Source organism: Streptomyces crystallinus (assembly GCF_039521265.1).
In the GTDB taxonomy this organism is placed as follows: Bacteria; Actinomycetota; Actinomycetes; order Streptomycetales; family Streptomycetaceae; genus Streptomyces; species Streptomyces crystallinus.
On the sequence record NZ_BAAACA010000004.1, the window covers coordinates 167,402 to 181,093 of the forward strand.

The 13,692-nt window shown below is 71.7% G+C and carries 15 protein-coding genes; 10 read left to right on the plus strand and 5 right to left on the minus strand.

Annotated features, from left to right (window positions below; genetic code table 11):
• Positions 1-116 precede the first annotated feature (116 nt).
• From ABD236_RS02810 to ilvA, 3 genes are all read right to left on the minus strand, one after another.
• Positions 117-968 (minus strand): ABC transporter permease, encoded by an 852-nt coding sequence (locus ABD236_RS02810; protein WP_344069630.1) that lies wholly within the window; start codon positions 966-968, stop codon positions 117-119.
• Entirely contained in the window at positions 965-1,939 is a 975-nt protein-coding gene (locus ABD236_RS02815) for an ATP-binding cassette domain-containing protein (RefSeq protein WP_344069633.1), read from the minus strand. The genes ABD236_RS02810 and ABD236_RS02815 overlap by 4 nt, the downstream gene beginning before the upstream one ends.
• A 172-nt stretch (positions 1,940-2,111) precedes the next feature.
• The gene (ilvA, locus tag ABD236_RS02820; protein ID WP_344069636.1) at positions 2,112-3,341 is read right to left on the minus strand and encodes a threonine ammonia-lyase; all 1,230 of its coding nucleotides are present in this window, start codon (positions 3,339-3,341) and stop codon (positions 2,112-2,114) included.
• Positions 3,342-3,496: 155 nt separating this feature from the next.
• On the opposite strand from ilvA, the gene ABD236_RS02825 reads away from it, so the two are divergent.
• From ABD236_RS02825 to ABD236_RS02835, 3 genes are read left to right on the plus strand one after another with little or no spacing between them, the layout of a single operon-like run.
• Positions 3,497-4,000, plus strand: coding sequence for a MarR family winged helix-turn-helix transcriptional regulator (locus ABD236_RS02825; RefSeq protein WP_101389790.1), 504 nt, complete (start codon positions 3,497-3,499; stop codon positions 3,998-4,000).
• 31 nt (positions 4,001-4,031) lie between these two features.
• On the plus strand, positions 4,032-4,526 hold the full coding sequence (locus tag ABD236_RS02830; RefSeq protein ID WP_344069641.1) for a sigma factor-like helix-turn-helix DNA-binding protein: 495 nt from the start codon (positions 4,032-4,034) through the stop codon (positions 4,524-4,526).
• A gap of 52 nt (positions 4,527-4,578) precedes the next feature.
• On the plus strand, positions 4,579-4,830 hold the full coding sequence (locus tag ABD236_RS02835; RefSeq protein WP_344069644.1) for a hypothetical protein: 252 nt from the start codon (positions 4,579-4,581) through the stop codon (positions 4,828-4,830).
• Positions 4,831-4,911: 81 nt separating this feature from the next.
• Here the strand turns inward: ABD236_RS02835 and ABD236_RS02840 are convergent, their stop codons facing one another.
• Positions 4,912-6,066 (minus strand): cystathionine gamma-synthase, encoded by a 1,155-nt coding sequence (locus ABD236_RS02840; RefSeq protein ID WP_344069647.1) that lies wholly within the window; start codon positions 6,064-6,066, stop codon positions 4,912-4,914.
• A 331-nt stretch (positions 6,067-6,397) separates the two neighbouring features.
• Between ABD236_RS02840 and ABD236_RS02845 the strand changes: the two genes are divergently transcribed.
• The 6 genes from ABD236_RS02845 to ABD236_RS02870 all read left to right on the plus strand — a co-directional run bounded on the left by ABD236_RS02845 (position 6,398) and on the right by ABD236_RS02870 (position 10,283).
• Positions 6,398-7,501 (plus strand): tetratricopeptide repeat protein, encoded by a 1,104-nt coding sequence (locus tag ABD236_RS02845; RefSeq protein WP_344069650.1) that lies wholly within the window; start codon positions 6,398-6,400, stop codon positions 7,499-7,501.
• Between the two features lie 111 nt (positions 7,502-7,612).
• On the plus strand, positions 7,613-8,278 hold the full coding sequence (msrA, locus tag ABD236_RS02850; protein ID WP_344069653.1) for a peptide-methionine (S)-S-oxide reductase MsrA: 666 nt from the start codon (positions 7,613-7,615) through the stop codon (positions 8,276-8,278).
• Positions 8,279-8,424: 146 nt separating this feature from the next.
• A complete protein-coding gene (locus tag ABD236_RS02855) occupies positions 8,425-8,634 on the plus strand; it encodes a hypothetical protein (RefSeq protein WP_344069656.1) in 210 nt (69 codons plus the stop codon).
• Positions 8,618-9,145 (plus strand): DUF6879 family protein, encoded by a 528-nt coding sequence (locus ABD236_RS02860; RefSeq protein WP_344069658.1) that lies wholly within the window; start codon positions 8,618-8,620, stop codon positions 9,143-9,145. The genes ABD236_RS02855 and ABD236_RS02860 overlap by 17 nt, the downstream gene beginning before the upstream one ends.
• Positions 9,129-9,980, plus strand: a complete 852-nt coding sequence (locus ABD236_RS02865; protein ID WP_344069661.1) for a helix-turn-helix domain-containing protein — start codon at positions 9,129-9,131, stop codon at positions 9,978-9,980. Before ABD236_RS02860 ends, ABD236_RS02865 begins: the two co-directional genes overlap by 17 nt.
• A gap of 78 nt (positions 9,981-10,058) precedes the next feature.
• Positions 10,059-10,283 (plus strand): hypothetical protein, encoded by a 225-nt coding sequence (locus ABD236_RS02870; RefSeq protein ID WP_344069664.1) that lies wholly within the window; start codon positions 10,059-10,061, stop codon positions 10,281-10,283.
• 33 nt (positions 10,284-10,316) lie between these two features.
• Here the strand turns inward: ABD236_RS02870 and ABD236_RS02875 are convergent, their stop codons facing one another.
• Entirely contained in the window at positions 10,317-11,486 is a 1,170-nt protein-coding gene (locus tag ABD236_RS02875) for an AAA family ATPase (RefSeq protein WP_344069667.1), read from the minus strand.
• 197 nt (positions 11,487-11,683) lie between these two features.
• On the opposite strand from ABD236_RS02875, the gene ABD236_RS02880 reads away from it, so the two are divergent.
• Entirely contained in the window at positions 11,684-13,300 is a 1,617-nt protein-coding gene (locus ABD236_RS02880; RefSeq protein WP_344069731.1) for a hypothetical protein, read from the plus strand.
• Positions 13,301-13,692 lie beyond the last annotated feature (392 nt).

Below are 13,692 nucleotides of genomic sequence, written 5' to 3' on the forward strand. Positions count from 1 at the left end.
CGCTCCCGTACGAGGTCGAGAGCCCCCGGCGGCCGCCCTTCCCAGGGCCGTCGGGGGCTTCGTCGTATCCGCCGGAGTCAGGCCTGTGTGTCAGGCCTGTGTGTCAGGCCTGTGTGTCAGGCCGTCGCCGAGCGGTACTTGCGCACCGCCAGGGTGCGGAACACCACGATGATCAGCAGCGACCAGAGCAGCGAGGCGATCACCGGGTGCTGCATCGGCCAGGCGTCGGACGGCACCACGCCCGGGTTCCCGAAGAGGTCACGGCAGGCCTGGACGGTGGCGCTGAACGGGTTCCACTCGGCCACGTGCCGCAGCCACGGCGTCATCCCGGAGGTGGCGACGAAGGCGTTGGACACGAACGTCACCGGGAAGAGCCAGATCAGCCCGCCCGAGGTGGCCGCCTCCGGCGTACGCACCGAGAGGCCGATCAGGGCGCCGATCCAGGAGAACGCGTACCCCAGCAGAAGCAGCAGCGCGAACGCGCCGAGCGCCTTGGGTATGCCGTGGTGGACGCGCCAGCCGACCAGCAGGCCGACCACGGCGAGCACCACCACGGTCAGCGCGGTCTGCACCAGGTCGGCCAGGGTGCGGCCGGTGAGGACCGCGCCGCGGGCCATGGGCAGCGACCGGAAGCGGTCGATGAGCCCCTTGTGCATGTCGTCCGCGATGCCCGCGCCCGCGCCTGCCGTGGCGAAGGTGACGGTCTGCGCGAAGATGCCCGCCATCAGGAACTCGCGGTACCCCTTGGGGTCCAGTGAGCCGCCGATGCTGACCGAGCCTCCGAACACGTAGCTGAACAGCACCACGAACATGATCGGCTGGATCAGCCCGAAAATGATCATCTCGGGGATGCGCATCATCCGGATCAGATTGCGCTTGGCCACGACCAGGGAGTCGTTGACCGACTGGACGACGCCGCCGCGCGGCTGCGGGGCTGCTGTCCGGGGGGATTCGACGACGGCGGTCACTTGGAGCCCTCCTTCTCGTCCTCGTCCTTCTGCTCGGCCACATGGCCGGTGAGGGAGATGAAGACGTCGTCGAGGGTCGGGCGGCGCAGCCCGATGTCGTCGATCTCCACTCCGCGGTTGTCGAGCTCGCGGATGACCTCGGCGAGCAGCTTGGCGCCGCCGGTGACCGGCACGGTGAGCTTGCGGGTGTGCTCGGCGACGGAGACCTCTCCCTTGCCGAACCCGGCGAGCACCGCGCGGGCGGGCTCTATCTCCTCGTGCTGGTGCACCACGACCTCGACGCGCTCGCCGCCGGTGCGGGCCTTGAGCTGGTCGGCGGTGCCGCGCTCGATCACCCGGCCGTGGTCGACCACGCAGATGTCGTGCGCGAGGTGGTCGGCCTCCTCCAGGTACTGCGTGGTGAGCAGCAGGGTGGTGCCGCCCGCGACGAGCTCCTGGATGACCTCCCACAGCTGCTGGCGGTTGCGCGGGTCGAGGCCGGTCGTCGGCTCGTCCATGAACATCACGGGCGGCGAGACGACCAGCGCGGCGGCCAGGTCGAGGCGGCGGCGCATACCGCCCGAGTACGTCTTGGCGGGGCGGTCGGCGGCCTCCGCCAGATTGAACTTCTCCAGGAGTTCGGCCGCCCTGGCCTTCGCCTCCCTGGCCTTCATCTGGTAGAGCTGGCCCACCATTTGGAGGTTCTCACGGCCGGTCAGATACTCGTCGACGGCCGCGAACTGGCCGGACAGACCGATCGCGCGGCGCACTTCGTTGGGATGTTTGAGCACGTCGATGCCCGCGACCGTGGCCCGGCCGCTGTCGGGCCGGAGCAGGGTGGTCAGGACGCGCACGGTGGTGGTCTTGCCGGCGCCGTTGGGGCCGAGCAGGCCCAGAACCGTGCCCTCGGGGACATCGAGGTCCACGCCGTCCAGAGCCTTTACGTCGCCGAACGTCTTCACCAGGCCTTCGGCATAGATGGCGCCTGGCATGTTGGGTACCCCCAGAGTCGGGTGTCGTTTCGTACAACAAAGCCTAGATTTGCCGGGCAGGTGATGCCCGGTGGTGCTGTGGCGCGGAACACACACTAACGCGATGTATCGCGTTTACTCAAGGGGTTTGACGACCTTTGACGACGCTGGGTGCGGGCGGGGGCCGCCATGGTCAGGAGATGACCTGGTACCCCTCTTCCCGCAGCGCCACCCCGACCTCCAGGCAGTGCTCCGGCCCCTTCGTCTCCAGGTGCAACTCCACCTCCACTTCGGTGAGTCCGAGCCGCGGGTCGGTCCGTACGTGGCTCACATCCAGGACGTTAGCGTCGACCACTGACAACGACCTGAGAAGCCCGGCGAGGGCCCCCGGCCGGTCCGGCAGGCGCAGCCGCAGGCTCAAATAGCGCCCGGCCGCCGCCATGCCGTGCCGCAGGATCCGCTGGAGCAGCACCGGATCGACGTTGCCGCCCGACAGCACCGCCACCACCGGCCCCCGGAACGCCCCCGGATCGCTCAGCAGCGCCGCCACCGGGCTCGCCCCGGCGGGCTCCACGACCAGCTTGGCCCGCTCCAGACAGAGCAGCAGCGCGCTGGAGAGCTCGTCCTCGGAGACCGTGCGGACCTCGTCCACCAGCTCCTTGATCACCCCGAACGGCACATCGCCGGGCCGCCCGACCTTGATCCCGTCGGCCATCGTCGGGGCCGGGTCGATCGCCACCGGGTGCCCGGCGGCCAGCGAGGGCGGGTACGCGGCCGAGGCCGCCGCCTGCACACCGACCACCCTCACATCGGGGCGCACCGCCTTCACCGCCACCGCGATGCCCGCCGCGAGGCCGCCGCCGCCGATCCCGACGACGATCGTGCGCACCTCCGGGCACTGCTCCAGGATCTCCAGGCCGACCGTGCCCTGGCCCGCGATGATGTCCGGGTGGTCGAAGGGGTGGATGAAGACGGCGCCCGTCTCGCGCGCGTACGCCTCGGCCGCCGCCAGCGTCTCGTCGACGACCGTGCCGTGCAGGACGACCTCCGCCCCGTACTCCCGGGTCGCAGCGACCTTCGGCAGGGGCGCGCCCACCGGCATGAACACCGTGGAGCGCACGCCCAGGAGCGAGGAGGCCAGCGCCACGCCCTGCGCGTGGTTGCCCGCGCTGGCGGCCACCACCCCGGCCGCCTTCTCCTCGGGACGCAGCCCCGCGATCCGTACGTAGGCGCCTCTGAGCTTGAAGGAGCCGGTGCGCTGGAGGTTCTCGCACTTGAGGTGGACCGGGGCGCCGACCAGCTGCGTCAGATGCCGCGACCCCTCCATCGCGGTCATCCTGGCGACCCCCGAGAGCATCTTCTGCGCGCCCCTGACGTCATCGAGGATCAGGGGGTGCAAGGGGTCAGGCGTACTGAAGCTCATGACCGCAAGTCTCGCAGCTCATGAGCCCAACGGCCGCTGCGGACCGGATCCCCGGAGCAGTTGTCCACAGCTTTGCGCAGGGCCGGTACGCGTACCGGTCCGGCCGCGTACTCTGTCCCCCACCACACCGACCGCCGCACGAGAGAGCCCCGGCCATGCCCACTACTCAGGACATGACTTCCCATCTCGACCCAGGTCTCCTCGATGCCCTCCAGCACCAGGTGGCCATCTTCGCGCGCCGCGCGGAGCAGACCCGTCTCGGCGGCGTCGGCCAGGTCCGCAACTCGATGGACCGCGCGGCGTACCTGCTGCTCAACAGGCTCGACCAGGAAGGCCCGATGGGCGTCAAGGCGCTCGCCGCCGGCATGGGCATCGACTCCTCGACGGTCACCCGCCAGGTCGCCCCGCTCGTCGACACCGGCCTGGTGAAACGGACCTCGCACCCGGAGGACGGCCGGGCCGTCGTGCTCCAGCTGTCCCCGCGCGGCCAGACGCGCCTCGAAGAGGTGCGCTCCTCCCGCCGCGAACTCATGGCGCAGGTGACCGACGGCTGGAGCGAGGAGGAACGTGAGTCCTTCTGCACCCTCCTGACCCGCTTCAACTCCGCTCTCTCGGCCCGCCAGTCGGCCGCCCAGGACCCGGCGGCGCCGACCTCTTGACCTGCCGCGCGCACGGGCTTCATATGAGGCCATGCGCGAGCGGCAGACGGAACGGCAGCGCCGCGGCGCCCGCGAGTTCGAGGCGTTCGTGGCGGGCGCGGGGGGCCGGCTGCTGCATGCCGCCACCCTGCTCACCGCCGAGCCCCCCGAGGACAACGAACGGGCCCGGCAGCTGCTGACCGCCGCCCTCGCGCGGACGTACGCGCGCTGGGACCCCGAGCACGGCGAGGACCCGTACGACCGCACCCGCCAGGAGCTGGCGGCCCGGTTCGCGCGCACCGCCTGGCGCTACCACCGCCACCGCGACCGGGCCGCCGGCGTGCTGGCCCGGCTCACCCCGCAGGAGCGGCTCGTCCTGGTCCTGCGGCTGTACGAGGGCGTCGCCGAGGAGCAGGTGGCCGCGCTGATCGGCCTGCCGGCCGAGCGGGTCCGGGTGATCTGCACGCGCGCGATCGCGACGATGCGCAGCGCCCGGGCGGGGCCGCGCAACCCGCTGCCGAGGGCGACGGCGGAGGGGGTCTCATGAGCGGGGCGGGGGCCCCTGAGCGGGACGCGCACTCCATGACCGAGGGGGCGCCATGAGCATGCCCGACCGCAAGGAGGCGGAGGTCCGCCGCATCCTGGAGGGGCCGCACCCCACCGTCCCGGCCGAACTGGCCGTGCGCTCGGCGGAGTTGGGACTCAGACTGCTGCGCCGCCGCCAGGCCGCGCGGCGGCTGATGTGGCTGGTGATCGTGGCGGCGGCGGTCGTCTTCGCGGTGTGGGCGTCGCGGGTGCACCCGTGGGTGGCGCCGCCGTCGACGGTGGCGCCACCGGTGGAGGGGTTCTGACGACCACGCGCGCGTACGGGTGGAGGGGTTCTCGGGGCACGCGCGCGTGGGGGCCCGCCCCCACGCGCGCGACGCGGACCGTCAGCCCAGCGCCTGCTGGAGGTCGGCCAGCAGGTCGTCCACGTTCTCGATGCCGACGGACAGCCGCACCAGGTCGCCTGGCACCTCCAGGGCGGACCCGGCGACGCTGGCGTGCGTCATCCGGCCCGGGTGCTCGATGAGCGACTCGACGCCGCCCAGCGACTCGCCCAGCGTGAAGACCTTGGTGCGGGCGCACAGGTCGACCGCCTCCTGCTCGCCACCGGTGACCCGGAACGACACCATGCCGCCGAAGGCGCGCATCTGCTTCGCCGCGACCTCGTGGCCCGGGTGCTCGGGCAGCCCCGGGTAGAGCACCTGCGACACCTTGGGGTGGCGGGTCAGCATCTCCGCGATCTTCCCGGCGTTCTCGCTGTGCCGGTCCATGCGCACCGGCAGCGTCTTGATGCCGCGCAGCACCAGCCAGGAGTCGAACGGCCCGGCGACCGCACCCATGGCGTTCTGGTGGTACGCCAACTCCTCGCCCAGCTCGGTCGAGTTGGTGACGAGGGCGCCGCCCACGACGTCCGAGTGGCCGCCCATGTACTTCGTCAGCGAGTGCACGACGACGTCCGCGCCCAGCGCCAGCGGCTGCTGGAGGTAGGGGCTGGCGAAGGTGTTGTCGACGACCAGCTTGGCGCCGACGTCCTTGGCGACCGCCGCGACGGCGGCGATGTCGGTGATGCCGAGCAGCGGGTTCGAGGGGGTCTCGACCCAGATCGCCTTCGTACGGTCGGTGACCGCGGCCCGCACCGACGCCGGGTCGGAGGTGTCGGCGACCGACCACTCCACGCCCCACCGGGAGACGACCTTGGCGAAGAGACGGAACGTACCGCCGTACGCGTCGTTGGGGATGACCACGTGGTCGCCGGGGGCCAGCAGCGTACGCAGCAGGCAGTCCTCGGCGGCGAGCCCGGAGGCGAAGGCGAGCCCGCGGACACCGCCCTCCAGGGCCGCCAGGTTCTCTTCGAGGGCGGTGCGCGTCGGGTTGGCGCTGCGGCTGTACTCATAGCCGCCGCGCAGCCCGCCGACGCCGTCCTGCTTGTAGGTGGAGACCTGGTAGATCGGGGGTACGACCGCACCGGTCAGCGGATCCGCGGTGTTCCCGGCGTGGATCGCGATGGTCTCGAAGCTCTTGTCGAGGTGCTCGTGGCTCATGGTCCAGAGCCTAGTTCGCCGGTGGCGGAGGCGGGGGCGCTCGCCGTTTGTTGAGATCGGGGTCGCCGCTGGGTGAGACCGGGCGGGGCTGGGGGGCGAGTACGGGGCCGAGGGCGGGGGCCGTGGGCGGGGCCGAGGGCGGGGGCCGAGGGCGGGGTGCGAGGCCCGCCGTCGGCGCGGGTCGGGGCGGGGCTGTACGTCAGGCCGGGACGGGCTGTACGTCAGGCCGGGACGGGCTGTACGTCAGGGCAGGACGGGCCCGGGCACGGGGTTATCCACAGGCTCGGGCGCGGGTTGGCCAGATGTCCATGGGGTCTGGTTCGCTTGAAGCATGCAGATTCTCTGGATCCTGATCGCCGCGTGCATGGTGACGATGGCCCTGGGCCCGTGGCTGCGGCGCCGCCGGGCCGGCATCCAGCTGGCCGAGCCGGGCGCGCCGGACGCCGCGGACCCAGCTGAGTACGGCTTCGCGCGCCAGGAGGAGCTGGACGTGCGGCTGCCGGGCCCCGACCAGGACCTCCTGGACGTGCTGGACGTGGTGCAGGCCACCCAGGAGTGGCGGGCGGCGGCGCAGCTGCTCGCCGGCACGCCCAAGGAGGGCGAGCTGCGCTGGCAGCGCGTCCAGGCCTTCGCGGGCGCGGCCTCCCTCGAACTGGCGCAGCGCCCAGGGGTCGGCGGCGCCTGGCTGCGCAAGTGGCGCTCGGAGGCACCCAAGGACGCGGGCGCCGCGCAGGTGCACGCGGAGTTCCTGGTCCAGCAGGCGTGGCGCTCCTCGTCGGCGGGGAAGGACGACTTCCGCATCATCCTGGAGGAGGCGCGCGCGGTCTGCGCGGAGGCGGCGCTGCTGGCGCCGGGCGACCCGGTGCCGTATCTGACGGAGCTGGCGGTGGCGCGCGGACTGGCGTATCCGCACCCTGAGTTCGAGCAGCTGTGGGCGAAGGTGCTCGACCGCGCGCCCCACCACATGGGGGCGCACCTGGCGGCCTTGCACTACTGGTGCGAGAAGTGGCACGGGTCGCGCGCGCTGGCGGACGAGTTCGCGACCTCGGCGGCGGCGCGCGCGCCGCACGGCTCACTGCTGGCCGCGCTGCCGCTGTTCGCGGTGTACGAGCACATGCCCGACATCGTCCTGGTCACGGACTTCCACCGCACCCAGGTGGTGAGCCGGGCCCTGGAGGGCGCCCTGCACGCGGTCCACTCGGCCCGCGCCGACGACCCGGTCCTGGCCCACGTCCGCCATCTGCTGGCGTTCTTCCTGGTCCGCGCGGAGCGCTGGTCGGAGGCCCTGGACCAGTTCGTCCACCTCGACGGCTTCGTGGGAGCCCTGCCGTGGACCCTGTCCGAGGACCCGGCGGCGGAGTACGCGATATACCGCGCGCTGGCGGTGGCGGGGTACGAGGCGAACGGGGGGAACCCGGCGACGCTGCCGCGGTAGGGGGCGGGGTTCGGGGCGGGGGAATCCTGGCCTGTTCCCGTACGTTGCACGGGGTGGACGAAACCAGCCGCCACAGCCACTGACGCCACCGCCCTGGCCGAGGAGCCCAGCATGTTCCTGAACAGCCGTACGCCCGTCCTCCCCAAGCCCGAGGAGGCCCTCAAGGGCCGCCCCGAGCCGGAATTCACCGTCCCCGACCGCCACACGGTCCTGGGCAACCCGCTGCTGGGCCCCTACCCCGAGGGCCTGGAGGTGGCGGACTTCGGCCTGGGCTGCTTCTGGGGCGCCGAGCGCAAGTTCTGGCAGACGGAGGGCGTGTGGACGACCCTGGTGGGCTACCAGGGCGGCTACACGCGGAACCCCGCGTACGAGGAGGTCTGCTCGGGCCTGACGGGCCACACGGAGGCGGTCCGCGTGGTGTACGACCCGAAGGTCGTCTCGTACGCCACCCTCCTGAAGCTCTTCTGGGAGTCCCACAACCCGACCCAGGGCTTCCGCCAGGGCAACGACGTGGGCACCCAGTACCGCTCCGCGATCTACACCCACACCCCCGCCCAGGCCACCGAGGCCACCGCGTCCCGCGAGGCCTACCAGCAGGTCCTCAAGGGCTCGGGCTACGGCACGATCACCACAGAAATCCTCCCGGCGGAGGGCCGCACGTTCTACCCGGCCGAGCCGTATCACCAGCAGTACTTGGACAAGAACCCTGGCGGGTATTGCGGGATCGGCGGGACCGGGGTCTCGTGCCCGATCGGGGTGGCCCGGGCGGAGGGCTGACGCCGCACGTGTCTTCCCTCCTCCGCGTGCCGTACCGGTTTATGCCAAGACGCGCATAGTCGCGTTCGTGCATGGACGGCCGCGACCGCCCCTCGTACCGTCGTGTGCACAGGCCCGAACAGGGCCCCGGCACAAGGGGTTCGGCCATGACGCATGAGGATTTGATCCGGCTCACCGGCAACGGCAACGGTGGTCCCTGTGGGGAAGAGGACTGCCCGAACGTCTATCGCACCGCTTCGGGCTCCATCGTCGTTCAGGGCGAGCTTTCCCGAGTATTCACACCACCGCTCGGGGAAGGTCTTGTCGAGATTCCGGAAGAGGTGCTGCGGGAGGCCGTGCGTGCTCTTGGATGGTGACGAGTGGCGGGCGATGTTCCATTCCTTCCGCACGGAAGCCTGGCGACTCGAAACGCTTCCTCGATACCTGATGCCGCAGGAGGAAGCCGAAATCCGGGCATTCGAGGAGGGCAAGCGCATCGACCTTGGGTCCTACCGGTCCGGTTACACCGACCGCGTCAAGAGGCAGTGCACTGAAGGCAGGACGAACGGGCGAGTCCGTATCCTCACTCGCCCGCTCTCCGACTATCTGAGGTTCGAGTTCTCTCGGTACTACGAGCCTCATACGGCAGCCGGCGAGATGATCCGCATCCTCGATGTGACCGACCGGCCGAACCCGTTGGCCGGCGTCCTGGACTTCTGGCTGTTCGACCGCTCCACGGTCGTCCTGATGAACTACGAGCCGGACGGCAGACAGATCAATCGCGAACTGTACGAGGGTGATCCCGCGCCGTTCGTCGAGTATCAGCGGATCGCGTTAAGCGAGTCGGTGCCCTTCTCGGAGTACGTGAGCGGTGACGTTCGAGGCTGAACAGCTCGGCCGGGCCTCCGAGGAGCTGGCGGCCACGCTGAAGGGACTGCGCAAGGCGGCAGGTCTCTCCGGGGAGCGGCTCGCCCGGCGTATGAACGTCTCCCAGTCCAAGGTGAGCCGGATCGAGAACGCCAGGGTGCGGCCGTCCATCGTGGATGTGGAGCGGTACCTCAGAGGTGTCGGCGCTCCGCCAGAAGCAGTTGAGCGGGTCATGTCCCTGGCGCGGATCGCGAACACCGAGTGGCGAAACCTGCGGAATCTGCGGCGCACCGGGCTGGGGAGCCGCCAGGCGGAGTTGAAGGCGCTGGAGGCCTCCTCCGGGCATATGCGGTATTTCCTGCTGTCGTTGATCACTGGCCTGCTCGCCACCCCGGAGTACGTCCGGGCCAGCCTGGCACATTCACCAGCCGACACCAGTAAGGCCGTCGCCGGGAAACTGGAACGCCAGCAGATTCTCTACGACACGTCGAAGCGCTTCACCTTCATCCTGACCGAACAAGCCGTGCGGTTCCCCCTCATCGGCGCGCATGCCATGGCCGTGCAAGTGGACCGGCTCATCTCCCTCACCCACCTGCCGAACGTGCGACTGGGAGTCATTCCCGTCGGTATGCGTACGCCAGGACTGCCCCTGAACACATTCACGATCTATGACGGCAGGATGGTCACGGCCGAACTGACCACCGGATCAATGGCTTTCCGGGATGCACAGGACATCAGGGCCTACATCGACGAGTTCGCCGGGTATGAGGAGCGCGCCTTGTTCGGCGAAGCCGCCAGGGAGATGCTGCGGGTGTGGGCAGCGGCTTTCCGCGATGATATTCAGTCCACAACGTGAATAAGTCTGGAATTCCGTCAGGACCGGACGGAACATTGCCGCGTCAGAGAAGACGGCGAAAGAAAAGGCGGCCCACCGATGGAGATGCACGAGTGGCGCGGCGGATGGGACCGGGCCGAGGAAGCCACTCAGGCCCTGAAGTCGGCCCTCGAGGGGCTCGGGGTGCCTGAGCGGCAGACAGTTCGGCTGCGGCCCACCGTGAGCGGCCGGGGCACGCCCTGGGTGGACGTCGGTATGGTCCCGGCGCATGTGGCGGTCAGGATCGCGGAGGCCGTGGCCGCCGGGGCGTCCGGGCCCTCTTGATCCGGGCGGGTGCGAGCCGGCTCGCACCGGGGCCTACCGCTTCGGCCAATACCAAAGCGGCTCGTCCAGCACCCCCTGCCCCTCCACCACCGTCTGGCCGAACTCCTTGACCAGTTCTATGACGTTGGCCCGGCGCGACAGGGCCTCGGCCAGGGGGCGGGCGTGGGTGACCACTATCAGTTGGGTGTGGGTCGTGGCCTTGCGGATCAGGTCGGCCAGGGGGGTCAGGAGGTCCGGGTGCAGGCTGGTCTCCGGCTCGTTGAGGACCATCAGGGCGGGAGGGCGCGGGGTCAGGAGGGCTGCCGCCCACAGGAGGTAGCGCAGGGTGCCGTCGGAGAGTTCCGCCGCCGTCAGGGGGCGCAGCAGACCGTGCTGGCGCAGGCCCAGCTCCAGGCGGCCGCCGACCGGTTCCACCACCACCCGGCTGCCGGGGAACGCCGCGTCCACCGCCTCGTCCAGCGCCTCCCGGTCCCCGATCTCGCGGATCGTCTGGAGCGCGGCGGCGAGGTCCGCGCCGTCCCCGCTCAGGACCGGCGTACGGGTGCCGATGTGCGTGCCCCGCGCGGGCGCGTGCGCGTCGGTGCGTACGTGGTCGTAGAAGCGCCAGGCGCGGATCTGCTCGCGCACCGCCAGTACGTCGGGCGCCCGCTGCGGGTCCGCGAGCTCGCCCAGCATCGAGTCGTACGGCCGGACCTCGCCCGTCGAGCGGTGCCAGGTCCCGTCCGCCGCGCGCACCTTGACCGCCGGGCCGGCCCGCTCGGAGAGCAGCGCCGCCGGGCGCAGCACCGGGCCGCTCCAGATCGCCTCGCGCTTGATCTCCGGGTCGAGCGTGAAGAGGGAGCTGGGGTCGCCCGCCGCGCCGCCGGGGTGCCCGAAGTCGACCGCGTAACCGAACTCGTCGCCCGCGAAGCCGAGGCGCAGGCTCACCGGTTCGGTGCGGACCGTGCCCTGGAGCGGGCGCAGGCCCTCGCGGACGGCGCGGCCCGTCTTCTCCGGGCCCGCCCACAGGGTGGACGGCAGTCCGCCCTCGCGCGCGAGGGCGGCGACCGCGCCTCCGCGCGCGGAGTCGGCGAGCAGCCGCAGCGCCCGGTAGAGGGACGACTTCCCGGTGCCGTTGGCGCCCGTCACCACGTTCAGGCGGTCGAGACGCACCACGAGGTGCCGCAGGGACCGGTAGTTCTCGACCGCGAGTGTGGTGATCATGCCTTCGAGCGTAGGGAGGGGGTCTGACAATCGCCCGATGGCGGCCGGTCCGGGGCCGGGCGGGTGCGGCCACTCGCCGTGTCGGTGTGCACCCGTAGGGTGGGCCGGTGGGTATCAGTCAGGTCCTGCGGACGGACACGGTCGGGGGCACCGCGGGCTCGCCGCCGCGTGGGCGGTGGCAGCGGCCGCAGTGGCGCGTGCCGGTGGTCGCCACGGTGGCGGTGCTGCCGCTGTACGCGGTGTGGGCGCTGTTCCTCGCGACCGGCGGCGGCGACCTCGCGGCCCAGCTGGCCTGGGCCGGCTTCGCGGCCCGGCACCCGGGCACGGCGTACAACCTGTCCTGGTACGGCGGCGCGCACACCGCCAACTACAGCCTGCTGACGCCGTGGCTGATGGCGGCGTTCGGGGTGCGCACGGTGTCGGTGGCGGCGGGCCTGTGCGGTACGTGGCTGATGGCACTGCTCTTCGTACGGGCACCGGGCGCGGCGGGCGGGCGGTTCGGGGGCGACGGGGCCTGGCGGGGGCTGTGGCCCGCGCTGCTGTCGGCGGCGGCGCTGTGGTGCAACGTCGTGTCGGGGCGTACGACCTTCGCGACGGGGGTGGCCTTCGGGCTGCTGGCCTGTCTGATGGTGCAGGGGCGGCGGGGCGGGGGTGGCGAGGACGGCGCTCTCGTACTGGAGCACCGCTCTCGGATGGGACTAGTGCTCGCGGGTGTGAGCAGTGCTCTCGCCACCATGGCCAGCCCCGTCGCCGGGCTCTTCCTCGTGGTGGTCGCCGCCGCGTACGGCCTGGACCGGCAGTGGGGCAAGGCCGCCGTCCTGAGTGCGCCGCCCGCCGTGATCGTCGCGGCCACCACCCTCCTCTTCCCCTTCGAGGGCGAACAGCCCATGGCGCCGGGCAAGTTGTGGATGCCGCTCGCCGTCTGCGCGGCGCTGGTGCTCGCCGCGCCCCCGTCACGTACGTGGCGGGTGGTGCGCTTCGGCTCCGCGGTGTACGCGGTGGGGGTCGTCCTCACGTACCTCGTGGCGTCCCCCGTCGGCTCGAACGTGGAGCGGCTGGTCGGGCTCGCCGGGCCGCCCGTCCTGCTCGCCGCGGTGCTCGCGCCGGGGCTCGACCGGGTGCGGCGGGTCGTCCTGGTCGTGGTCCTGCTCGTCTCCGTCAACTGGCTGCGGGACAAGACGCTCGACGACATCGAGGTCTCCACCGCCACGCCCGCGTGGGCGGCGCGGACGGACGGCGTCGTGGACGCGCTGCGCCGGTTCGGCGCGGACCGGACCCGGGTGGAGGTGGTGCCCGCGCGCAACCACCGCGAGGCGGCGGTGCTGGCTCCTTACGTCAACGACGCGCGCGGCTGGAACCGGCAGTTGGACGTGGAGCGGGGGCGGCTGTTCTACGACGGGTCGTTCTCGGCGACGGCGTACCGGGCGTGGCTCGACCACTGGGCCGTCGGCCTGGTCGCCCTCCACGACGGCCTCCCGGACGGCCCCGCCACGGCGGAGGCGGCGCTGGTACGGGGTGGTGTGCCGTGGCTGGAGCGGGTGTGGGGGGATGCGCACTGGACGGTGTACCGGGTGCGGGGGGCGGTGCCGCTGGTTTCTGCGCCGGGGGTGGTGGTGCGGGGGGATTCGGCGTCCTTGGAGGTGCGGATGCCGGGGGCCGGTTCCGTGACGGTGCGGGTCGCGTATTCGCCGTGGTTGCGGGTGGGTGGGGGGGCGTGTCTGTCCCGGGACGGGGGGTGGACTCGGCTTACGGTGCGGCGGGCGGGGGTGTATCGGGTGGATTCGCCGTACCGGTGGGTCCGGAGCGGGTGTTGACGGGCCCGGCCTTTGTCTGCGGCTGAGTGGTGGGTTGCTCGCGCAGTTCCCCGCGCCCCTTCTTGCGCCCGGCCTTCGTCTGCGGGTGAGTGGCCGCCTCTCGCGCAGTTCCCCGCGCCCCTGGAAACCCTCTTTCGTCTGCGGACCGTGGGTGGCTGGTCGCGCAGTTCCCCGCGCCCCTTAGGGGGATCCCGGCAGCCGGAGAGCCCAGCTCAACCACAGACCACCCAAGGGCGCGGGGAACCCCCCGAGGACACCGGACTACCCAGGGGCGCGGGGAACTGCGCGAGCAACCCGCCACCGGGCCGCAGACAAAGCCCGGGCCGAAGCAGGGGCGCGGGCGACCGCCCGAGCACACCGGACTACCCAGGGGCGCGGGGAACTGCGCGAGC

Excerpts from the sequence above, each read along its gene's own strand:
- ABD236_RS02825 (WP_101389790.1), top strand. The coding sequence starts at position 3,497 with ATGCCCACTACTCAGGACATGACTTCCCATCTCGACCCAGGTCTCCTC.
- ABD236_RS02875 (WP_344069667.1), bottom strand. The coding sequence starts at position 11,486 with ATGATCACCACACTCGCGGTCGAGAACTACCGGTCCCTGCGGCACCTC.
- ABD236_RS02845 (WP_344069650.1), top strand. The coding sequence starts at position 6,398 with ATGCAGATTCTCTGGATCCTGATCGCCGCGTGCATGGTGACGATGGCC.
- ABD236_RS02855 (WP_344069656.1), top strand. The coding sequence starts at position 8,425 with ATGACGCATGAGGATTTGATCCGGCTCACCGGCAACGGCAACGGTGGT.
- ABD236_RS02830 (WP_344069641.1), top strand. The coding sequence starts at position 4,032 with ATGCGCGAGCGGCAGACGGAACGGCAGCGCCGCGGCGCCCGCGAGTTC.
- ABD236_RS02870 (WP_344069664.1), top strand. The coding sequence starts at position 10,059 with ATGGAGATGCACGAGTGGCGCGGCGGATGGGACCGGGCCGAGGAAGCC.
- ABD236_RS02840 (WP_344069647.1), bottom strand. The coding sequence starts at position 6,066 with ATGAGCCACGAGCACCTCGACAAGAGCTTCGAGACCATCGCGATCCAC.
- ilvA (WP_344069636.1), bottom strand. The coding sequence starts at position 3,341 with ATGAGCTTCAGTACGCCTGACCCCTTGCACCCCCTGATCCTCGATGAC.
- ABD236_RS02835 (WP_344069644.1), top strand. The coding sequence starts at position 4,579 with ATGAGCATGCCCGACCGCAAGGAGGCGGAGGTCCGCCGCATCCTGGAG.
- msrA (WP_344069653.1), top strand. The coding sequence starts at position 7,613 with ATGTTCCTGAACAGCCGTACGCCCGTCCTCCCCAAGCCCGAGGAGGCC.
- ABD236_RS02815 (WP_344069633.1), bottom strand. The coding sequence starts at position 1,939 with ATGCCAGGCGCCATCTATGCCGAAGGCCTGGTGAAGACGTTCGGCGAC.